At 73.4% G+C, this 19,244-nt stretch carries 21 protein-coding genes, 1 pseudogene and 1 other annotated feature; of the genes and pseudogenes, 8 read left to right on the top strand and 14 right to left on the bottom strand.

The features are described from left to right. The first annotated feature begins 26 nt into the window (after positions 1-26). Entirely contained in the window at positions 27-470 is a 444-nt protein-coding gene (locus ACNF49_RS32400; protein WP_482939948.1) for an SWIM zinc finger family protein, read from the top strand. After that, complete coding sequence (locus tag ACNF49_RS32395; protein ID WP_482939947.1) at positions 383-814, top strand: hypothetical protein; 432 nt, start codon at positions 383-385, stop codon at positions 812-814. The genes ACNF49_RS32400 and ACNF49_RS32395 overlap by 88 nt, the downstream gene beginning before the upstream one ends. 18 nt (positions 815-832) lie before the next feature. On the opposite strand, the gene ACNF49_RS32390 is transcribed toward ACNF49_RS32395, so the two are convergent. Further along, positions 833-2,305: a pyridoxal phosphate-dependent decarboxylase family protein gene (locus ACNF49_RS32390; protein WP_482939946.1), complete on the bottom strand. Its 1,473-nt coding sequence runs from the start codon at positions 2,303-2,305 to the stop codon at positions 833-835. 107 nt (positions 2,306-2,412) lie between these two features. On the opposite strand from ACNF49_RS32390, the gene ACNF49_RS32385 reads away from it, so the two are divergent. Continuing rightward, positions 2,413-2,919, top strand: a complete 507-nt coding sequence (locus tag ACNF49_RS32385; protein ID WP_357976040.1) for an RICIN domain-containing protein — start codon at positions 2,413-2,415, stop codon at positions 2,917-2,919. Positions 2,920-2,927: 8 nt separating this feature from the next. Here the strand turns inward: ACNF49_RS32385 and ACNF49_RS32380 are convergent, their stop codons facing one another. Next, positions 2,928-3,497, bottom strand: a complete 570-nt coding sequence (locus ACNF49_RS32380) for a TetR/AcrR family transcriptional regulator (RefSeq protein WP_482939945.1) — start codon at positions 3,495-3,497, stop codon at positions 2,928-2,930. A 69-nt stretch (positions 3,498-3,566) separates the two neighbouring features. On the opposite strand from ACNF49_RS32380, the gene ACNF49_RS32375 reads away from it, so the two are divergent. After that, entirely contained in the window at positions 3,567-4,064 is a 498-nt protein-coding gene (locus ACNF49_RS32375) for an FBP domain-containing protein (protein ID WP_482939944.1), read from the top strand. Positions 4,065-4,072: 8 nt separating this feature from the next. Here the strand turns inward: ACNF49_RS32375 and ACNF49_RS32370 are convergent, their stop codons facing one another. Further along, the gene (locus tag ACNF49_RS32370) at positions 4,073-5,020 is read right to left on the bottom strand and encodes a GNAT family N-acetyltransferase (RefSeq protein ID WP_482939943.1); all 948 of its coding nucleotides are present in this window, start codon (positions 5,018-5,020) and stop codon (positions 4,073-4,075) included. 44 nt (positions 5,021-5,064) lie between these two features. Between ACNF49_RS32370 and ACNF49_RS32365 the strand changes: the two genes are divergently transcribed. Beyond that, entirely contained in the window at positions 5,065-5,661 is a 597-nt protein-coding gene (locus ACNF49_RS32365) for a TetR/AcrR family transcriptional regulator (protein WP_482939942.1), read from the top strand. A 65-nt stretch (positions 5,662-5,726) separates the two neighbouring features. Then, positions 5,727-5,957, top strand: coding sequence for a hypothetical protein (locus ACNF49_RS32360; RefSeq protein WP_482945724.1), 231 nt, complete (start codon positions 5,727-5,729; stop codon positions 5,955-5,957). Between the two features lie 27 nt (positions 5,958-5,984). Here ACNF49_RS32360 and ACNF49_RS32355 read toward each other — a convergent pair. Continuing rightward, positions 5,985-7,207 (bottom strand): IS3 family transposase gene (locus ACNF49_RS32355; protein WP_482939532.1). Its coding sequence is split into 2 segments (ribosomal slippage): positions 5,985-6,928 and positions 6,928-7,207, totalling 1,224 coding nucleotides; the frame shifts between segments, so codons are not numbered across the junction. After that, positions 6,816-6,929, bottom strand: a sequence feature (AL1L pseudoknot). It overlaps the preceding gene by 114 nt. A gap of 69 nt (positions 7,208-7,276) precedes the next feature. Here ACNF49_RS32355 and ACNF49_RS32350 point away from each other — a divergent pair. Then, positions 7,277-8,659 (top strand): annotated as a pseudogene (locus ACNF49_RS32350) (transposase); the annotation flags it as partial. Positions 8,660-8,765: 106 nt separating this feature from the next. On the opposite strand, the gene ACNF49_RS32345 reads toward ACNF49_RS32350, so the two are convergent. Then, on the bottom strand, positions 8,766-9,404 hold the full coding sequence (locus tag ACNF49_RS32345; protein ID WP_357978935.1) for an NAD(P)-dependent oxidoreductase: 639 nt from the start codon (positions 9,402-9,404) through the stop codon (positions 8,766-8,768). A gap of 57 nt (positions 9,405-9,461) precedes the next feature. Then, positions 9,462-10,052 (bottom strand): TetR/AcrR family transcriptional regulator, encoded by a 591-nt coding sequence (locus ACNF49_RS32340; protein WP_482939941.1) that lies wholly within the window; start codon positions 10,050-10,052, stop codon positions 9,462-9,464. Between the two features lie 94 nt (positions 10,053-10,146). Here ACNF49_RS32340 and ACNF49_RS32335 point away from each other — a divergent pair, with 94 nt between their 5' ends. Further along, positions 10,147-10,941 carry an SDR family oxidoreductase gene (locus tag ACNF49_RS32335; RefSeq protein ID WP_482939940.1) on the top strand — a complete coding sequence of 265 codons (795 nt, stop codon included), beginning with the start codon at positions 10,147-10,149 and terminating at the stop codon, positions 10,939-10,941. A 19-nt stretch (positions 10,942-10,960) separates the two neighbouring features. Here ACNF49_RS32335 and ACNF49_RS32330 read toward each other — a convergent pair whose 3' ends face one another. From ACNF49_RS32330 to ACNF49_RS32295, 8 genes are all read right to left on the bottom strand, one after another. After that, the gene (locus ACNF49_RS32330; RefSeq protein ID WP_482939939.1) at positions 10,961-11,359 is read right to left on the bottom strand and encodes a VOC family protein; all 399 of its coding nucleotides are present in this window, start codon (positions 11,357-11,359) and stop codon (positions 10,961-10,963) included. Beyond that, complete coding sequence (locus ACNF49_RS32325) at positions 11,356-11,973, bottom strand: SRPBCC family protein (RefSeq protein ID WP_482939938.1); 618 nt, start codon at positions 11,971-11,973, stop codon at positions 11,356-11,358. The genes ACNF49_RS32330 and ACNF49_RS32325 overlap by 4 nt, the downstream gene beginning before the upstream one ends. Further along, positions 11,960-12,298, bottom strand: coding sequence for an ArsR/SmtB family transcription factor (locus tag ACNF49_RS32320; RefSeq protein WP_352356418.1), 339 nt, complete (start codon positions 12,296-12,298; stop codon positions 11,960-11,962). Before ACNF49_RS32320 ends, ACNF49_RS32325 begins: the two co-directional genes overlap by 14 nt. Before the next feature lie 32 nt (positions 12,299-12,330). Next, a complete protein-coding gene (locus tag ACNF49_RS32315; RefSeq protein ID WP_482939937.1) occupies positions 12,331-14,370 on the bottom strand; it encodes a prolyl oligopeptidase family serine peptidase in 2,040 nt (679 codons plus the stop codon). Positions 14,371-14,456: 86 nt separating this feature from the next. Then, entirely contained in the window at positions 14,457-16,712 is a 2,256-nt protein-coding gene (locus tag ACNF49_RS32310) for an exo-alpha-sialidase (protein ID WP_482939936.1), read from the bottom strand. A gap of 133 nt (positions 16,713-16,845) precedes the next feature. Next, a complete protein-coding gene (locus ACNF49_RS32305; protein ID WP_357978950.1) occupies positions 16,846-17,451 on the bottom strand; it encodes an energy-coupling factor transporter transmembrane component T family protein in 606 nt (201 codons plus the stop codon). Then, on the bottom strand, positions 17,448-18,122 hold the full coding sequence (locus ACNF49_RS32300) for an energy-coupling factor ABC transporter ATP-binding protein (RefSeq protein WP_357978952.1): 675 nt from the start codon (positions 18,120-18,122) through the stop codon (positions 17,448-17,450). Before ACNF49_RS32300 ends, ACNF49_RS32305 begins: the two co-directional genes overlap by 4 nt. Continuing rightward, complete coding sequence (locus tag ACNF49_RS32295) at positions 18,119-19,243, bottom strand: thiolase family protein (RefSeq protein ID WP_498703272.1); 1,125 nt, start codon at positions 19,241-19,243, stop codon at positions 18,119-18,121. The genes ACNF49_RS32300 and ACNF49_RS32295 overlap by 4 nt, the downstream gene beginning before the upstream one ends. Position 19,244: the final 1 nt, after the last annotated feature.

The raw sequence follows: 19,244 nt of genomic DNA, 5'->3' as shown, positions 1-19,244 counted from the left end.
TGGTCGAGGCCGCCGAGGACGCCGCCGTGCCGCTGCTGCCCACCGTCGGCGACCTGGAGCCCGAATGCTCCTGCCCCGACTGGGGACACCCCTGCAAGCACGCCGCCGCCCTGTGCTACCAGGCGTCCTGGCTGCTGGACGGCGACCCGTTCGTCCTGCTGCTGCTGCGCGGACGCGGCGAACAGGAACTGATCGAGGCCCTGCAGAACCGCGACCTGCCCGTCCCGGCCCCCACCCGCGCGACCGGCGGCGGGACCGCCGAGGAGGACGCCTCCGGCGGGGTGCCCGCCGCGCAGGCGTTCGCGGCCGGCGAGCCGCCGCTGCCCGAACCGCCGCCGCGGGAGGCCGCCTACACCCCCTCGCGCTCGACCTCGCGCCCGGCGTGGACGTGGCCGCCCTGGCCGTGCTGGCCGCCTCCGCCGCCGGCCGCGCCCGTCAGATCCTGCTGCACGGCGGCCTGGAACCCCTGACCGAATACCAGGACCGCGTCCGCCTGGCCGCCGAGCACGATCTCGACCTCGGCCTGGAAGCCGCCGTCCAGGCCTGGCGGTACGGCGGCGCCCCCGGGCTCGACGTGCTCGAAACCCCCTGGACCCCGGCCCGCCAGGACCTGGCCAGGGCCCACGCGCTGCTGGAGTCCGGCTGGGACGGCGACCCGCCGCCCCAGCTGGAGACCTGGCGCAACCGCTGGACGTTCGGCCCCCGCCAGGTGCGCTACGGCCGCGACGGCCGCTGGTACCCCTTCACCCAGCACGACGGCCACTGGTGGCCGGCCGGTCCGCCGGAACGCGACCCGTCCAGCCTTCTCACCTGACCCCGGCGGGCACGGGCGTCAGGGGGCGGACTCCTCGGCCTCGCCCGCCGCGGCGACGAGGGCCAGCAGGCGGTCCAGGTCGCCCGGCGTGGCGTGCGGGTTGAGCAGGGTGAGCTTGAGCCGGACCCGCCCCGGGCCCGCCCCCGGCAGCTCGGTCCGGCCCACCACCGCCCTGCCCTCGCGCAGCAGCCGGCGTCGCAGCCCCGCGTTCACCTCGTCCGAGCGCGCCGGATCCGTCGGCACGTACCGGAACAGGAACGCGGTCAGCACCGGATCGGCGTGCAGCTCCAGCCGCCGATGGGCGCGCACCGCCGCCGCGCCGTGCCGGGCCAGGTCGTGGCAGGCCTCCACCAGGCGGCCCAGCCCCGCCCGGCCCAGCGTGCGCAGCGTCACCAGGATCTTGAACGCGTCGGCCCGGCGCGTGGTGCGCAGCGAGTACCCCAGCAGGCTCGGGTAACCGGCCTCCTCGTCGTCGGCCGGGTTGAGGTAGGCCGCCCGCCGGGCCAGCGAGGCGTACGTCTCGGCCCGGCGCACCAGGAACACCCCGGCCGCGGCCGGCTGCCAGCCGAGCTTGTGCCAGTCCAGCGACACCGAGTCGGCCAGCGCCAGACCGTCCAGGAGCGGGGCCAGGCGCTCCGACAGCAGCGCGCCACCGCCGTAGGCGGCATCGACGTGCAGCCAGGCGCCGTGATCGGCGGCCAGCGACGCGCACGCCCGCAACGGGTCGATCGCCCCGGTGTCCGTGGTGCCCGCCGTGGCCACCACCGCCACCGGCAGCTCACCGCGCCCGGCGCTCGCCCGCAGCGCCCCGGCCAGCGCTCCGGCGTCCATCCGCAGCTCCCGGTCGACCGGGACGGCGACGACCGCGTCCTCACCCAGCCCGAGCAGCGCCGCGGCCCGCCGGGTGGAGAAGTGCGCGGCCTCGGAGGCGAAGATCCGCAGCCGCGGGCCCCCGCCCGGCAGGCCCGACAGCTCGGCCCGGACGCCCGCCGACCGGCCCATCGCCAGGTCCCTGGCCAGCATCAGGCCCATCAGGTTGGACTCGGTGCCGCCCGAGGTCAGCACGCCGGCCGCGGCCGCCCCGAACCCCACCATCCGGGCCAGCTCCGCCAGCAGCGAGGTCTCCAGCGCGGTCGCGGCCGGCGCCTGGTCCCAGGAGTCCAGCGACGGGTTGAGCGCCGAGACCGCCAGATCGGCCGCCACCGCCACGGCCAGCGGCGGGCAGTGCAGGTGCGCCGCGCAGAACGGATCGGCCGGATCAGCGCTCCCGTAGGCCAGCAGCTCGGTCAGCGCCCCCAGCCGCTCGCCCTCCGGCGCGAACGCCCGCGCCACCTCGGCGGCCAGCTCCTGGGGCGTGCGGGCGGGCAGCGGGCCGCCGCGCCGCCGCGCGCCCTCGGCCAGGGCGGCCAGCACGTCGCGCAGCAGCGGCTCCAGCGCGGCCGCCCCGCCCACACCACCGGACAGGGCCAGGTCCTTCGTCACATCGCTCACCCGGCCACTGTGCGGCACCGGCGGCGGCGCGGCCAACAGGCACCCCCGGTGGAACGCCATGGAACGCCCTCCAAGACAGGCACCCCATCGACCACAAGGAGACCCCCATGCGACACCTGCGCCGGATCGTGTACGCCCTGGGCGCGGCGCTGGCCCTCGGCCTCGTCCCCGCCACCGCGCACGCCGCCACCCCCGTCCACGTCAAGGAGGCCGAGCAGAGCAAATGCCTCGACATCCGGACAGAGGACGACATCTTCGTTCCTGGCGCCCGGCTGCAGCGCTTCACCTGCCACAACGTCAACGAGCAGCAATGGGAGATCGTCCCGCTGGCGAGCGACTCGTTCGTGCTGCGCAACCCGCTGACCCGGCTCTGCGTGGCGGCCGACTCGGCCGGGTTCGGCGCGCAAGTGGTGGAACGGGCCTGCGGCGACACCGACCCCGCCGTCCGCTGGTTCACGCTGGGCGGGGTGCCGTTCGTCAAGGGGGCGGGGTTCAACCAGATCCGCTCGGCCCTGGCGCCGGGAAGCTGCCTGGACACCCTGGACACCTTCGTCAAGATCTTCCCCTGCTCGCCGGGGCTGACCAACAAGGCCCAGCTCTGGGCGGCGGTCTGACCCCGCGCTCAGGCCGGCGGCCAGTTCCTGAGCACCGCGTCCAGGGCGTCGAGGGCCCTGGACCAGGAGGCGTCCACCTCGCGGGGATGGCGGCGGAACCCGCCGGCCATCTCCAGGGTCACGTAGCCGTGCAGCGTACTGCTCAGCATGCGCAGCGCGTCGGTCTGGTCGGGCTCGGACAGGTCGTAGCCGCGCAGGACGGCCCGCGTCAGCTCCGCGTGCCGGCGGCCCGCGCTGACGTCCAGCGAATCGGAGTCCAGCTCCAGCTGGGTGGCGGCGTACCGGCCGGGATGCTCCTTGGCGTAGCCGCGGTAGGCCGCGGCGAAGGGCACCAGCGCCTCCTTGCCCGACCGGCCGGCCAGCGCGGCGGCGGCCCGGTCGGCCATCTCGCCCAGGGCCAGCTCGGCCACCCTGACCCGCAGCTCCTGGATGTCCTTGACGTGCGCGTACAGGGCCGCGGGCTTGACACCGAAGCCGCGGGCGAGCGCGGAGACGGTCACGTTCTGGAAGCCGACTTCGTCGGCCAGGTCCGCGGCCGCCCTGGTCAGGCGGTCGACGGTCACTCCCGCGCGGGCCACGGCAGCACCCTTTCTTACAGGCTTTAAGTATTTGCATACTACCGTTAAGAAAAGCTAGCCTCCACACCCATGAGACCCCTGACCGAACACGACATCCGCACGTCGTTCATCAACTGCTCCAAAGGCGAGGCCAAACGCGCCGGCCTGCCCAGGGACCTGGCCGACCTGCCCTGGAACGACCTCGACTTCCTCGGCTGGCGAGATCCCGGCGCTCCCGAGCGCGCCTACCTGGTGGCCGAGGCCGACGGCTCCCTGGTGGGCGTCGCCCTGCGGGTCACCTCCGGCGCCTCGCGGTCCTTCACCTCGCGCAGCATGTGCTCCTTCTGCCTGACCACGCACACCGCCGGCGGCGTCGCCCTGATGACCGCCCGCCGCACCGGCGAGCCCGGCCGCCAGGGCAACACCGTCGGGCAGTACCTGTGCGCCGACCTGGCCTGCCCCCTCTACCTGCGCGGCAGGAAGCAGGCCGCGGGCGCCGGCGTCGTGGAGGAGTCGCTGACGCCGGCCGAGAAGGTCGCCCGCACGCACGCCAACGTGCGCGCCTTCCTGGACAAGGTGGCCGCCTGACCCGCCCGCTACTCGTCGTCCCAGGCCATCGAGCTCATCCGCCATCCGGCGGGCGTCCGGACGAACTGGGTGGTCTTGCGGCCCGCGCCCTCGAACCGCACGCCGTCCCGGACGCCGGACTTGCGGTAGTCGCTGAACCGCTGGGCGACCGACCCGAAGATCTCGGTGCGCTCGGCCACCTCCCACTCGCGGAACTCCGTCAGCGTCCCGTCGGTGAGCATCCGCTGCCGGGGCTCGACGAAACCGTCCAGGTCGTGGACCACGGGCTCGGGCCCGGTGTTGTTGACGATCATCGCCTGCGGGACGAACAGCTCCCGGACGGCGCCGACGTCCGGGCGGCGCCCGCCGGTGTTGGTGAAGGCGTCCAGGAAGGCCGCCATCAGCCGGTCGAGCTCGGCCTTGACGCCGGAGGCGGGCGCGTCGCCGGCCAGCAGCGACCAGACCTCGCTGTCGTGCCGCTCGCCCCGGTGGGGGAAACGTTCGCGCAGCACGCCGTCGCGGGTCATGCCGAGCCGGCGCGCGACCCCGACGCTGCGTGTGTTGCCCGGCGAGACCCACCACTCCACGCGCGCCATGCCGCGCTCGGCGAACGCCCAGTCGATTAGCAGCCGGCAGGCCCGGGTCACCAGCCCCCGGCCCTCGCCGGCCGGCTCCAGCCAGCAGCCGATCTCGCACACCCCCGACACCGCCTCGAACCGGGTGAACATCACGCCGCCGACCAGCGTGCCGGCCAGCCAGATCCCGTAGATGCGGGCGCCGTCGGCGGCCTGGTCGTCGGCGTAGCGCTGCAGGACGGCCGTGGCCGAGGCCAGGTCGGTGCTGCGCGAGGCCCACGGGATCCACGGGTCCACCGACGGGCGGGCGCGGTCGATGTGATCGAGGAACTCCTGGGCCCGCCAGGGCTCCAGCGGGCGGAGCTCGGCCTCGTCGCCGAGCGGAACTGCGAACACGGACACCGTCCCAAGGTACGTAACGAGCGTTCGGTATGTAAGGTAGCAGCATGCCGCCCGCCGCAGGAGACCGTGAAGCCCGCCGTGAAGACGTCTCGCAGGCGGTCTGGCAGGTGCTGGCCGACAAGGGGTTCGGCGGGCTGACGCTGCGCGCCGTCGCCGCCGCCATGGGCGTGTCGACCGGCCTGCTCATGCACTACTTCCCCACCAAGCGGGCCCTGGTCGGGCACGCGCTCGACCTGCTGGAGAAGCGCACCGCCGCCCGTCCCCGCCGCGAGCCGCCGGCCGCCGGCCTGGCCGCGCTGCGGGCCGCGCTGCTCGACATCCTGCCCCTGGGGCCCGCCGACGTCGCCCGCAACCGCATCTGGGTCAGCTCATGGGACCTGGCCCTGGCCGACGACGATCTCGGCGCCGGCCAGGCCGCCCGCTACACCCGGCTGCGCTCGGCGCTGCGCGCGCACCTGGAGACCGCCCGCGACCTCGGCGAACTGCCCCCGCAGGCCGACTTGGAGCGGCTGGCGGCCGGGGCGGTGGCCTTCACGCACGGGCTCGTCGTCCAGGCGTTGTTCGACCCCGGCCGCTTCCCCGAGGACGTCCAGACCGCCCTGCTCGACGACTTCCTCGCCTCGATCACGGCCCGCCCCTAGAAGACTTCTGAAGATGTTGCTGGTCGGGCTTCCGATCTTGTAGGTCGAGGGTCAGGCTGGGCAGCATGATGGGGCATCGTCCCGAACAGCCGATTGGGCCGGATGTGTGGAGCACCTGCCGGGAGTTGATCCCGGCAGGCGGTGTGTACGCGTTTTTGGCCGAGCATCGTGATGAGCTGTTTCCCCAGGAGATGTTCTCCGACCTGTATGCCGCGACTGATGGTCGGCCGAGTGTGCCGCCGCAGGTGCTGGCATGTGTGACGGTCCTGCAGGCGTTGCTGCACCACTCCGATTGAACCGCGCCGGGTTTGTTGGAGACCGGGTTATGTGGCTGGGGTGAGAGTAGCTGAGTTGATCTCTGCGCGGTAGAGGGCTTCGTATTCGGCGGGTGGAAGGTCCTGGCAGGCGCTGTGGAGTCGGCGGTTGTTGTACCAGTCGACCCATTCCATGGTGGCGAGTTCGACGTCGTCCAGGCCCTTCCACGGGCCGCGGCGGTGGATCAGTTCGGTCTTGTACAGTCCGATGGTGCTCTCGGCCAGGGCGTTGTCGTAGCTGTCCCCGCGCGAGCCGACCGAGCTGACCGCGCCGGCGTCGGCGAGCCGGTCGGTGTAGCGGATGGATAGATATTGGCAGCCGCGGTCGGAGTGGTGCACCAGCCCGTTCAGCGTGTCGGTCTGGCCGCCGCGGCGCCACAGGGCCATCTCCAGCGCGTCCAGTGGCAGGTCGGTACGCAGGTGGTCGGTCAGCCGCCAGCCGACGATCATCCGCGAGTAGACGTCGATGACGAACGCGGCGTAGACGAACCCGGCCCAGGTGTGGATGTAGGTCAGGTCGGCCACCCACAGCCGGTTCGGCGCCGGCGCGGCGAAGTCCCGCTCGACCAGGTCGGCCGGCCGCGGACACAGCGGCTCAGCGATGGTGGTGCGGCGCTTGTGATCGCCCCGGACCGCGCCGGACAGCCCTAACCTGCGCATCAACCGGGCGACCGTGCAGCGGGCCACGGCCACGCCCTGGCGGTTGAGCGCCTTCCACATCTTGCGCACCCCGTACACCTCGAAGTTGTCGTTCCACAGCCGGATGATCTCGGCCGACAGCTGCTCGTCGCGTCGCTGCCGGGCCGAGGGCGGCCGGTTGCGGGCCGCGTAGTACGTCGCCGGCGCGAGATCGAGCACCTGGCAGATCGGTTCGACACCGAATTCGTCGCGGTGGGCGTCGATGAAGGCGACTATCTGGGCGGTCGGGGGTCGAGTTCCCGGGCGAAAAAAGCGGCCGCCGACTTCAGGATCTCATTGGCCCGGCGCAGTTCACGGATCTCCCGTTCGAGCTCGGCGATCCTCTGCGCATCGGCTGTCGAGGTGCCCGGCCGCTGTCCTCCGTCGACCTCGGCCTGCCGGACCCAGCTGCGCAACGCTTCGCGGTGGACGCCGAGCTGCTGGGCGACCCGGGCGATGGCGCCTGGCGCGTTGCCGGTCTGCTCGCGGACCTCGAACACCATCCGCACCGCGCGCTCACGTACTTCCTGCGGGTACTTCCTGGGGGCTGGCATCGCGTGTGATTCTCCCTTCCGCCAGCACGATCATGCTGGCTTCAGGGCCTCCAAGAAAGTCGGTGCGGTTCAGATGGCGAGGCCGCGCTGGCGCTGCGCTGTGACCTGCGCTGGAAGGCCGCCTGCGGGTTGGGCCTGCACGATCGTGGCTTCGACCCCTCGCTGCTGGTGTATTTCCGGCAGCGGCTGCGCAGGTCCGGCGATCCGAACCGGATTTTCGCCCGGATCGGCCGGGTGGCCGAGGCCAGCGGGGCGCTGCGGGGCAGGATGCGGCGAGTGCTGGACTCGGCAGTGCTGGACGATGCGGTGGCCACCCAGGACACCATCACGCAGTTGATCGCGGCGGTGCGGCGGGCAAGCCGGCAGGTGCCTGGCGCCGCCCAGGTGATCGCTGAACGCTGCCGGGCTGCCGACTACGCCGATGCGGGCAAGCCCGCGATCGCCTGGGATGACGCCAAGGCGCGGCAGGATCTGGTGTCCGCTCTGGTGAGCGACGCGCTCACGGTGGTGGCCGCGTTCGAGGCAGCCGCGCTGGCGGGTGAGCTGGAGGAGGCGGCCGGGCAGGCGCTGGCGCTGCTGGCGCTGGTGGCCGGGCAAGACGTCGAGCCGGCCGAGGGCTGCGACGGCACCGACGGGCGCTGGCAGATCGCCCGCAAGGTCGCCTCGGACCGGGTCATCTCCATCGTTGATGCCGAGACCCGGCACGTGCACAAGACCGTGCATCAGCGGCAGGATGGCTACAAGGCCCATGTCGTGGTCGAACCCGATACCGGCCTGTTCACCGGTGTCCGGCTGACCATGGCCACCGGGCAGGACAATCACGAGGCCGTGGTGGGTGTGGATCTGCTGGCCCAGCCGCCTGTCCAGCCACCCGCCGGCACTGCGACGTTCGAGGTGCTGGGCGATACGGCTTACGGCACCGGCGAGGCCCGCGCCGCGCTGGCTGAGGCCGGGCACACCGTCATCATCAAGCCCGCGCCCTTGCGCCCGGCCGTGGCCGGCGGCTTCACCATCGACGACTTCCACGTCGAGGAAGCCGCGGCCACCGTCACCTGCCCGGCCGGAGTGATACGGCATATCACCGCGACACGGTCGGTGACCTTCGGGGCCGCCTGCCGTTCCTGCCCGCTCCGGCAACGCTGCACCACCAGCAAGGACGGCCGCAGCCTGCATCTGCATCCGCATGATGCGTTGTTACGCCAGGCCCGTCAGGCGTGGGCCGGCGACCCCGATTTGAGAGCCGTCTATCGGCGGCACCGTCCCATGGTTGAACGCTCCATCGCCTGGCTGATCGGCGCGAATGGCGGCGCCCGCAAGCTCCGTCACCGTGGGGTGCTACGCAACGATCTCTGGGTCCACCTGCGAGCAGCCGCGTTGAACCTGCGCCGCTTGATCAACCTCGGGCTCGACCCTGTCCAGGGCGCCTGGACACTGCAGCCCGCCACCGGCTGAGGCTTCACCGCAGGGTGACCAGCCGTCCGATCTCCTGGTCGCAGAGCATCGAACGCCTGGCCTTCTGCCTGTTTCCCATCACCCGAACAACATCTTCAGAGGACTCCTAGCCGGCCACCGAGACGACGTGCCCCGCGGAGGCGGGGTCGCCGGCCAGCTTCAGCATGCAGTCGGCCAGGTCGGCGCGGGTGGTGGAGCGCCCGCCGCGCAGGTTGAGGTCCACGGCCGTGCGGTAACGGCCGGTGGGCCCGCCGTCGAGCAGGCGGGAGGGGCGCACGATCGTCCACTCCAGGCCCGAGGCGCGCAGCAGGCGCTCGGACTCGGCCAGGTCGGTGTAGGAGTTCTTCAGCAGCGGCCGCAGGATGAGGGGCTTGAGCACGTACCGGGTGAACAGGCCGTCGCCCGCGTCGGCGACCATGCCCGCGGCGCTCACCAGCAGCACCCGCCGGGCCGAGACCCGCGCCATCGCCTGGAGGATCGAGCGCATGCCGGTCGTGTGCACGGTCGTCGGGCCGCGCCCGCGCGGGCCGAGCGCGATCAGGACGGCGTCCCTGCCCTTGATCGCCGGGGCGACGGCCTGGGAGTCGGCCAGATCGGCGGTCACGGTCTCGACGCGGTCGCGCAGCCCGGCCGGCAACCGGGCGGGGTCGCGGACGACGGCGGTGACCTCGTGGCCCAGGTCGAGCGCCTGCCGGACGAGCTCCAGCCCCGTGCGGCCGGTCGCCCCGAAGATGACGAGCCTCATGTCGTGCCCTTCGCGAGAGGGTGGGTGAACACTTACTCACCCTACTCGCCACAGCCCTCAGACGGCGTCGGCCGGGACGTGCGCCGCCGCCAGCGCCCGCGCCGCCGCCACGACCGCCGCACGGCGACGGGCCAGCGCCCGGCCCGCGTCGGGCTCGTCGAGGATGAGCCGGCGCATCTGCGGGGCGGCGAAGTTCCACGCCACCAGACCCAGCACGGTGAACAGCCAGTCCTGGGCCGTCGCGCGGTCGCGCATGCCGGCCGCCGTCAGGCCCTCGACGTGCTCGACGTAGGACTCCCTGCGCTCGGGCTCCCCCTCGACCGGCGCCTCGCCGACCTCCAGCGCCTCCCACATCAGCAACCGGACCAGCTCCGGATGCTCCTGGTACCAGTCGAACAGCACGCCGACGGCCTCGGGAAGGGTGCGCGGGTCGAGGCTCACCGCGTGGCAGATCTCGTCGAGCTTGTTGCGCACCACCGTGCCGAACAGCTTCTCCTTGCCGCCGAAGTAGAGGTAGATGGCCTGCTTGTTGGCCTGGGCGGCGGTCGCGATGCGGTCGATCCTGGCGCCGGCCAGGCCGTGCTCGGCGTACTCGGCCGTGGCGGCCGTCAGGATGCGCCGCCTGGTCGCCTCCGCGTCGTAGCTCATGGCGGCAATTAAACCATCCGGTTGACATTTTGGCGGAAGCGCGCCAGGGTTTCTCGTAAACCAACTGTCTGGTTTATTTCTGAGGAGACCGATCATGAGCGTGAACACCCTTGCCCCCGTCCCGGTGAGCCTGCCCCTGCCCGCCGCGCTGGCCGGCCGTACCGTCGTGGTCGTCGGCGGCAGCTCCGGCATCGGGCTCGCGGCCGGCGCGCTGCTGGCCTCCGCCGGGGCGCGCGTGACGCTGGTGGCCCGCGACCGCGACCGCCTGGCCGCGGCCGTGGAGCAGGTGCGCACCCCCGGCGCCACCGTGACGGGCATCGCCGGTGACGGCACCGACGAGCGCGACCTGGAGCGCGTGCTGGAGCGCGTGCTGGACGAGGCCGGCGGCCCCGTCGACCACCTGCTGGTCACCGCGGGCGGCCTGGCCGGCGGCCCGTTCCTGGACACCCCCGTCGACCGGCTCCGCCAGGCCGTGGACGGCCGGTTCTGGGGCGCCTACGCCGCCGCCCGCGCCGCCGCCCGCCTCATGCCCCCCGGCGGCTCGGTCACCTTCAGCTCCGGCCTCTACCTCCAGCGGCCCGTCCCCGGAGCGGCCGCCGCCATCGCGATCCTCGGCGCCGTCGAAGGGCTCACCAGGACCCTGGCCGTCGAGCTCGCCCCGATGCGGCTGCGCGTCAACGCCGTCAGGTACGGCGTCGTGGACACCCCGCTCTCGCGCGGCAGCCTCGGCCTCGACGGGGCGGAGGCGGTCGCCGCGGCCGGCCGGAACACGCCGCTCGGCCGGTTCGGCACCGCGCAGGAGGCGGCCTCGGCCGCGCTGTTCCTCATGGCCAACAACTTCGCGACCGGCACCGTGCTCACCGTCGACGGAGGCCAGAGCCTGGTCTGACCTCCGCCGGGAACGGCCCTCAGGCCAGGTTGAGCTGCCAGGAGACGCCGAACCGGTCGTTGACCCAGCCGAACCTGGTGCTGAAGCCGTAGGAGCCGATCGGCATCAGCGGCTGGCCGCCCTCCACCAGCGCCGCGTAGAGCCGGTCGATCTCCTCCTCGGTGTCGCACGCGACCCAGATCGACATCGAGGGGGTGAAGCCGAACGCGTGCCGCTCGCTGCTGTCGATGCACATGTACTCCTGGCCGGCCAGGGTGAACGTGGCGTGCATGACGGTGCCCTCGGGCCCCGGCCCCTCCGGGCCGTAATGGGAGACGGCCACCACCTTGGAGTCCTCGAACAGCGACACGTAGAAGTTCATCGCCTCCTCGGCGTCGCGGTTCTGGAACATCAGGAACGTCGTGGTCTTCTGGGTCATGACTGGTCCTCCGTCGGTAGGTAGAAGGCGGTGGTGGCGGCGACCGCGGCGGCGGCGGCCTCGGGCGGCGCCCCGGCCTCCTCGAAGGCCGTGCCCCACGCCCGGCTGCTGGCCGTGATGTAGCGGCGGCCGTCGCCGGTCAGCTCGAAGCCGGTCTGGTCGGGCAGGGGCAGCCCGGAAAGGTGCAGCCCCAGGCCCAGAAGCCCGAGGTCCCAGCCCACGCCGACCGCCCCGGGCCCGAACCTGCCCCACATCTCCGGCGGCACCTCGGCGGTGTGGCTCAGCTCGAACAGGGTGCCCCCGCCCTCGGCCGACAGGCGCACCTCGACCTCGGAGAAGCCGGGGTCGGGCCCGAACAACCAGCTCACCCTGAGGTAGGAGGGCGGCTCGCAGGCGAGGATCTCCCCGCCCGCGTTGCCCTCCAGCTGGTACGTGCCCCCCAGCCGCAGATCGCCGGAGACCGGCATGAACCAGCGGGCTATGCGCTCACCGTCGGTGCAGGCGTCCCAGACGTCCTCCACCTCCGCGTCGTAGTGGCGGGTCAGTGTCACGGTCTTGCGCTCGCCGTCCTTCAGCTCGCGCCTGATCCGGGATATCTCGTCAAGGCTGTCCATCGTGCTTCTTTCTTCTGCCCCGCGCCAGCTCGGTGGCCAGCGCGTCGAGGCGCTGCTCCCAGAAGCCGCGGAAACGGTCGAGCCAGAGGTCGACCTCCCGCAGCGGCGCGGGCTCCACGGCGTAGAGCCGTCGCGTGCCCTCGGCCCGCACGCTGGCGAACCCGTTGTCGCGCAGCACCTTCAGGTGCTGGGAGACCGCCGGCTGTGAGACGCCGAACTCTCGCTGGATGACTGCGGTGACCTCGCCGGAGCTCTGCTCGCCGCCGGCCAGCAGCTCCAGGATCCGGCGGCGGACCGGATCCCCGAGGACGTCGAACGCGTGCACGACCTCAGTGTTTCAGGATCGACTTATATAAGTCAAACCTGGGATAGGTGGTGGCGGATGAAGTCCAGCTCCAGCAGCAGCAGGTTCTCGGCCACGTCCTCCTGAGGGGCCATGTGCGTCACGCCGCTCAGCGGCAGCACCGTGTGCGGACGGCCCGCGGCCAGCAGCGCCGCCGACAGGCGCAGCGTGTGGGCGGCGAAGACGTTGTCGTCGGCCAGGCCGTGCACCAGCATCAGCGGACGGGAGAGGCTGGGCGCGTCGGCCGGCAGCGAGCAGCGGTCGTAGGCCTCGGGATGCTCGTCGGGGTGGCCCAGGTAGCGCTCCTGCCAATGGGTGTCGTACAGGCGGGGATCGGTCACCGGGGCGCCCGCGACGGCCACGTGGAAGACGTCGGGATGACGCAGCACCGCCGCCGCCGACAGGTAACCGCCGTAGGACCAGCCGCGGATCGCCACCCGACCCAGATCCAGGTCGGGGTGGCGGGCGGCGGCGGCCTGCAGCGCGTCGGCCTGGTCCTCCAGCGCGGCGCTCAGCTTGTCGAACCGGACCGCGCGCTCCCAGGCCGGCCCCCGGCCCGGCGTGCCCCGGCCGTCGGTCACCAGCACGGCGAAGCCCTGGTCGGCGAACCACTGCTCGATGGCGAAGCCGTCCAGGCCGCGCAGCACCCGTGCCGCCATCGGCCCGGCGTACGGCGACAACAACACCGGCAACCGCCCCGACCCCGGCACGTGCCCGGACGGGAACAGGATCGCCGTACGCAGGTCGCGCTTGCCCAGCGCCACCAGCTCCACCCGCGGCCGCAGCACCGGGACCGCGCCGTGGGAGGCGATCACCCGGCCGCCCACGGCCACCCGCACCCCGTGCTCCTCAAGGGAGCGGCGCACCACGACCGTCGCCCCGCCGGCCCGCGTGCCGGTGTGCACGCCGGGCTCGGCTGTCACCCTGACCAGGCCCTCGGCCCTGGACCAGGTGCACAGGTGCCGTTCGGTGGGCTCCTCGCAGCACTGCAGGAGCACGGTGTCGCCGTCGACGGCCAGCACCGCCAGCACCTGCAGGCCGGGCGGGGTCACCACGTCCTGGCCCACCATCAGGCGGCGGGTGTCGTCGCGGTCGACCGTCCAGACCAGCTCGCCCGCGGCCGTGCGCGACGGCACGCCGGGCACCAGCTCCAGCCAGGCGTCGTCGGTGTCCTCACGCACCGGCGTGGTCGCCCCGGTGGCCGGATCGACCTCCAGGACGCGGGTGGTGCGCTGGTCGCGGCTCTGCACCAGCACCAGCAGGCCCTGGCCGGTCCACGACACCGCCGCCACGTACTCGAAGGCCGCCCGGTCCCACACCACGCGGGTGCGCCGGCCCTCCAGCGTGACCAGCCACAACGACACGTCGGCGTTGGCCGTGCCGGCCGGCGGGTAGGCCACGGTCCGCGGCGGCCGGCCGGGGTCGGCCGGCTCGGCCAGGCACCACTTCTGCACCGCCGCGTTGTCCACCCGGGCGGCCAGCAGGCGGGTGCCGTCGGGCGCCCACCAGTAGCCGCGGTGACGGCCCATCGACTCGCCCGCCACGTGCTCGGGCAGCCCCCACGTCACGTCGGTGCCGTCGGGAACCAGCAGCGGCCGCTCGCCGACGTGCAGCGCCCCGCCGGAGACGAACGCGACGTGCTCGCCGGTGGGGTCAAGTCGCGGGTCCGAGCCGGTCAGGCCGAGCGGGGTCACCTCGCCGGTCAGCAGGTCGACGGTGTGCAGCGCGCCGTCGACCGCGTAGACGGCCTTGGTGACGGCCGCGTCGGTGGCGTAGGCGACGATGCCGGAGGCATGCTCGCGGGTGCGCTCCCGGCGGGCGCGCTCGGCCTCCGGCATCCGCGCGCCGGGCACGGGCGCGCCCGGCTCGGCCAGCAGGCGCTCCTCCCCCGTGGCCACGGTGAACGACCACAGCCGGTGCACCGGGTCCTCGCCCGAGGACGACCGCAGGAAGATCACCCGCGCGCCGTCCGGGGAGATCGTGAAGTTCCGCGGGACGCCGTAGGTGAAGCGGGCCGTACGGGCGTGCTGGCGGGGAAGTGTCAGGGGAGGCATGGCGCGATCATAGGCACGGCCCGTCGAGGCGGCGCAAGGCAGGCCAAGGTGGCGGCGCGGGCACGCTCCCGCGCCGCCACGCGAGGTCAGCGGTCCTCGAACCGCACATCGTCGAACAGCGCCTCGTCGCCGGTCGGAGCGGTGCCCGCGCTGCTGAAGGCGTAGCCGTCCATCGAGGTCACGGCGGCCGTACGGGGCAGCGTGGCGATCTGCCGGTCACCGGCGTACAGGGTGGCGGCCGAGGTGGTGGCCTCCAGGCGGATCCTGGTCCAGCCCTCGCCGACCGTCCCGGCAGGGGCCAGGGTCGTCCACTTCCTGGTCGCGGCGTCGTAGCGGCTGACCGCGCCTGCCCTGCTGATGCTCAGGTGGTAGGCCGACGTCGTCCCGCTGGTCACCGTGAACAGGAAGGAGTTGGTCACGCTGACCGGCTTGTAGCGGAACTCCAGGGTCTTGCGCGCGCTCGCGGTCGTGCTGCGGGCGGCCTTGGCCATGAGGGTGGTGGACCTGTCGGACAGGGTCAGCGCCCGGTCGGCGCCCACCTCGTACGGCGACACCCACGCCGCCGACAGGCTCTGGTAGCCGCGCGGGCGCAGCCAGATCGGGTCGTTGTCGAAGGTGTCGGTCGTGGAGTAGAGCTCGACCTCGTTGAGCATCGCGCAGCTCGGGCCGATCTCGGCGTCGCAGCCCGGCGTGGCCTCGACGACGATCTTGACATGCCGGCCGGTGGCGTTCACCGGCTGGTGGCGCAGCGCGTAGTCGGTGCGCCCGGTGACCGTGGCCACCGGACGGCCCCAGTCGGCGCCGTCCTTGGAGACGTAGACACTGGCCGAGGCCGGGTGCCCGGGGCGCAGGCTGAGGCCGATCCGGTTGAAGGTCTGCTCGCGGTCCAGGTGCAGGACGTATTCGCCGGGCCCGGAGACGGCGCCGGACCAGTACGCGGTGCTGCCGTCGAAGGCGCCGTCGGGGCGCACCCGCGGCCGCCGGGCGTCGGCCCAGGTCATGTTCGTCTCGACGGTCAGCTCGCCGGCACGCTGCTTGGCGGCCAGGTCGATCCGGCCCGCGCCGGGGGCCAGGACGTCCAGGTGGCGGCGCTTGACGGCGTACCAGCCGCCGTTCTCGAACCTGCCGCTCGCCGGGCAGGCGGTCTCGTTCAGCGTGCCGTCGGCCTTGACGCCGGGCAGCTTGCAGTTGTCGAAGAGCTGGACCAGCCGGTTGGCGCCTACGGCGGCCAGCGCGGTGTAGCCGGACGAGCCGTGCGTGTCGTAGACGCCGTCGCGGTTGTGGTAAGTCACGCGCTGCTGCGTCCAGGAGTCGCCGCGGCCGTCGGGGGAGATCGCCAGCCAGTCGTCCGGGCGGCCCGCGCTGAGCACCAGCACGCCGTTGGGCATGAGCAGCAGGCGCGGGGCCACGCCGCGCACCGTGCAGCTCTGGCCGGACAGCTGCAGGTCGCGCACCGCCGACCAGGTGCGGCCCTCGTCGGTCGAGCGGCTCCAGGCCAGCGTGGAGTAGGTGCCGCCGTCCTTGCGCATGACCGCCAGCAGGCTGCCGTCGGCGGTCTGCTCGACGGCCGTCTCGTTGTACGTCGCCTCGCCGGCCGGACGGGCGATGACGCCGCGGCGGGCGAAGGTCCGGCCGCCGTCGGCGCTGGCGTACAACTCGGCCTGGTTCTTCCCGCCGGTGGCGGTGTAGCGGGCGTAGACGGTCACCAGGACCGTCCCGTCGGCCAGCTGGATCGGCACGCCGTGCGCCACGCCGCCGCCGACCAGCTCGTCCGGGCTGGTGAAGGTGGCCTTGGCGGTGTCCCAGGTCTGGCCGAGGTCGGTGGAGGTGTGCACGTCCAGCTCGTTGGTGTGGGCGTCGACCTTCGCCAGGTAGTAGGCGGTGCCGAACAGGCGGCCGTCGTGCAACTGCACCGGCGCCTCGCGCAGCGGGGTGGTGCGGGCCGGGCCGAAGGTCAGGCCGCCGTCGTCGGAGACGGCCATGCCGCTGGTCTGGGCCATGACCGCGTCCACGTTGGTGGACCAGGTGGCGATCAGCTTCTGGCCGGGCGTGCCGTCGGGCCGGACCACGTCGATCGCGGTGAGGTTGGGGAAGCCGGCGTAGTCGCGGCGCTGGGCCGCCGTCGGCTCCTTGGCCGCCGGGCGCGGGCTGGGGTAGACCCAGTCCACGAAGGCGTCGCTGCCCGATCCGGCCAGGTAGCCCTCACGCGGCCCCGACTCCTGGGCGGTGAGGGCGGGCGTGTCGGGAATCGAGCAGTATGCGGCCGCGTGCGCCGTCCCCTGCAGGACGGCGGGAAGGGGGACCAGCAGGCAGGCGGCGAGCAGCGCTCTTGTGGGCAGCACGGGGGAAGGACTCCTTGCGCAACGAACGATCGACGTCCGTTTTGTCGTTTATTTACGCAAGAAGGCTATATTTGACCAAAAGTGGAGGTGTAAGTTGTAACTGCCTTATGTCCGCTTTGTGATGTTGTGCGGGTCAGTCGTCGAGCCCGCGGGCCGACAGCGCCTCGCCCAGCGCGTCCGCGTGCCGCAGAGCCCCCACCACCAGCGGCACCGCGAAGGCCCGCACGCTGCGCTCGACCCCTCGCGCCCGCTGCGCCTCCCTGATCCGCACCGCCAGCGACGCCACCACCGGCACGCTGCGCACGGTGAGCGAGAGCAGCAACGACAGCCGGAACGGGTCCAGCCCCACGAACCTGACCGGCGACAGGACGCGCTCCAGCGCCGCCAGCATGTCCGCCGTCCGCGTGGTCAGCGTCACCAGCCCCGCCAGCGCCACGGCCAGCACCACCCGCAACGTCGAGGACACCGCCGCGTCCAGGTCCGCGAACACCAGTTGCAGCACGAACAGCATGACCGCGAACCAGCGCACCGGCCGGACCTGCGCCCACGCCGCGCGTCCCCCCACCCGCGCCGACGCGTACAGCGCCGCCACCACGACCGCCGCCCCCGCCAGCGCCACCGGCGGCCGCACCAGCACCAGCGCCGTGCATGACACCGCCAGCCCCGCCAGCTTGACCCCGGCCGGCAGCCGGTGCAGCCACGAGCCGCCCGGCACGTACGCCCCGGTGAGCCCGTTCACGCCATCAGCTTGGTGTAGTGGCCGATCGCCTCGGCCGGCGTGCCGTCGGCGACCACCCGGCCCTCGTCCAGCACCAGCACCCGGTCGAACCCGGCCAGCAGCGGCAGGTCGTGCGTCACCGCCACCACCTGTTGCGGCATCTCCCGCAACAACTCGGCCACCTGCCGCGAATGGCGCAGGTCGAGCAGCGTCGTGGGCTCGTCCATGACCAGGATGTCGGGTTCGAGCACCATGACCGCGCACAGCGCCAGCAACTGCTTCTGGCCGCCGGACAGGTGGTGGGCCGGATGGTCGGCGTGCCCGCCCAGGCCGTGCCGGGCCAGCACGTCGTGCACCCGGCGCTCGACCTCCTCGCGCGGCAGGCCCTTGCGGCGCAGGGAGAAGGCGACGTCCTCGGCCACGGTCGGCATGACGATCTGCGCGTCGGGGTCGGTGAACAGGAACCCCACCCGCCGCCTGATCCGCGCGGCCTGACGCCGGGTGTCCAGGCCGAGCACGGTGACCTCGCCCGAGGTGGGCAGCGCCAGGCCGTTGATCAGCCGGGCCAGCGTGCTCTTGCCCGAGCCGTTCGCGCCGACCACGCCCACCCGGCGCTCGGCCAGGCTCGCGGTGACGCCGCGCAGCACGTCGCGGGCGCCCAGCCGGACGTGCACGTCGGCGAACTCGATCACGCGACCACCTCGAACAGCGCGGCCACGCCCAGCCCGCCGCCCACCGCCGCGGCCGCCAGCCCCAGCGTGCCCGCGGGCGCCCCGGCCCGCACCAGCCTGGAGAAGAGCCTGGTCACCACCACCGCGCCGGTCGCGCCCCACGGATGGCCGAGCGCCAGCGCGCCGCCGCCGGCGCACACCCGCTCACGGTCGGCGTCCAGCGGGTCGAGGCCGAGCGCGTCGGTGACGGCCAGCACCTGCGCCGCGAACGCCTCCACGATCTCCACCGCGGCCACCCGTCCCATGTCCACCCCCGCACGTGCCAGCACCCGGCGGACCGCGGGCACCGGCCCCCACCCGGGCAGCGCCGGATCGCACCCGACGACGGACCCGGCCAACAGCCGCAACCCCGGCAGGCCGGCCCGCTCGGGCGCCAGCGCCACGGCGGCCGCGCCGTCGCTGACCGGGGAGGAATTACCGGCGGTCACTGTACCGCCCGGCACGAACGCCGCGGGCAACCGGGCCAGCGAGGCCGCCCGCAGCGCCCTGGGACGCTGGTCCTCCGCCCGGCCGCCGACCGGCACGACCTCCTGGTCGAAGGCGCCCGCCGCGCGGGCGGCCAGCGCCTTGGCGTGGCTGAGGCGGGCGTAGTCGTCCTGGCGGTCGCGGCTGATGCCGTACGCGCCGGCCAGGGCCTCGGCGGCCGGGCCCATGTCGGGGTCGGGATGGCCCTCGGGGGCGAAGGGCGCCCGGTCGTAGGGGCGGTCCGCGCCCCGCGGCGTGCGCAGCGGCGCGGTCGAGGCGCTCTCGGCTCCCCCGGCGATCACCAGGTCCATCTCCCCCGACGCCACCGCCTGCCCGGCCACCAGGATCGCGGCCAGCCCGCTGCCGCACTGCCGGTCGACGGTCAGGCCGGGCACGCCGTGGCCGAGCCCGGCGGCCAGCGCCGCGACCCGGGCCACGTTGCCGCCGGGGCCCATGCAGTTGCCGAGCACCACGTCGTCCACCGGCCGGCCGGCCTCGGCGGCCACCGCCTCGATCACGGGGGCGGCCAGCCGGTCGACGGTCACGTCCTTGAAGGCGTGCCCGGCCGTGCCGATGGGCGTACGGCGGGCCGCCACGATGACGGGTCGCCCGCCCACG

The sequence above is a fragment of the Actinomadura sp. ATCC 39365 genome (assembly GCF_054392275.1).
This window is presented reverse-complemented; position numbering and strand designations above follow the sequence as displayed.

Excerpts from the sequence above, each read along its gene's own strand:
- ACNF49_RS32385 (WP_357976040.1), top strand. The coding sequence starts at position 2,413 with ATGCGACACCTGCGCCGGATCGTGTACGCCCTGGGCGCGGCGCTGGCC.
- ACNF49_RS32375 (WP_482939944.1), top strand. The coding sequence starts at position 3,567 with ATGAGACCCCTGACCGAACACGACATCCGCACGTCGTTCATCAACTGC.
- ACNF49_RS32365 (WP_482939942.1), top strand. The coding sequence starts at position 5,065 with ATGCCGCCCGCCGCAGGAGACCGTGAAGCCCGCCGTGAAGACGTCTCG.
- ACNF49_RS32360 (WP_482945724.1), top strand. The coding sequence starts at position 5,727 with ATGATGGGGCATCGTCCCGAACAGCCGATTGGGCCGGATGTGTGGAGC.
- ACNF49_RS32345 (WP_357978935.1), bottom strand. The coding sequence starts at position 9,404 with ATGAGGCTCGTCATCTTCGGGGCGACCGGCCGCACGGGGCTGGAGCTC.
- ACNF49_RS32340 (WP_482939941.1), bottom strand. The coding sequence starts at position 10,052 with ATGAGCTACGACGCGGAGGCGACCAGGCGGCGCATCCTGACGGCCGCC.
- ACNF49_RS32335 (WP_482939940.1), top strand. The coding sequence starts at position 10,147 with ATGAGCGTGAACACCCTTGCCCCCGTCCCGGTGAGCCTGCCCCTGCCC.
- ACNF49_RS32330 (WP_482939939.1), bottom strand. The coding sequence starts at position 11,359 with ATGACCCAGAAGACCACGACGTTCCTGATGTTCCAGAACCGCGACGCC.
- ACNF49_RS32325 (WP_482939938.1), bottom strand. The coding sequence starts at position 11,973 with ATGGACAGCCTTGACGAGATATCCCGGATCAGGCGCGAGCTGAAGGAC.
- ACNF49_RS32315 (WP_482939937.1), bottom strand. The coding sequence starts at position 14,370 with ATGCCTCCCCTGACACTTCCCCGCCAGCACGCCCGTACGGCCCGCTTC.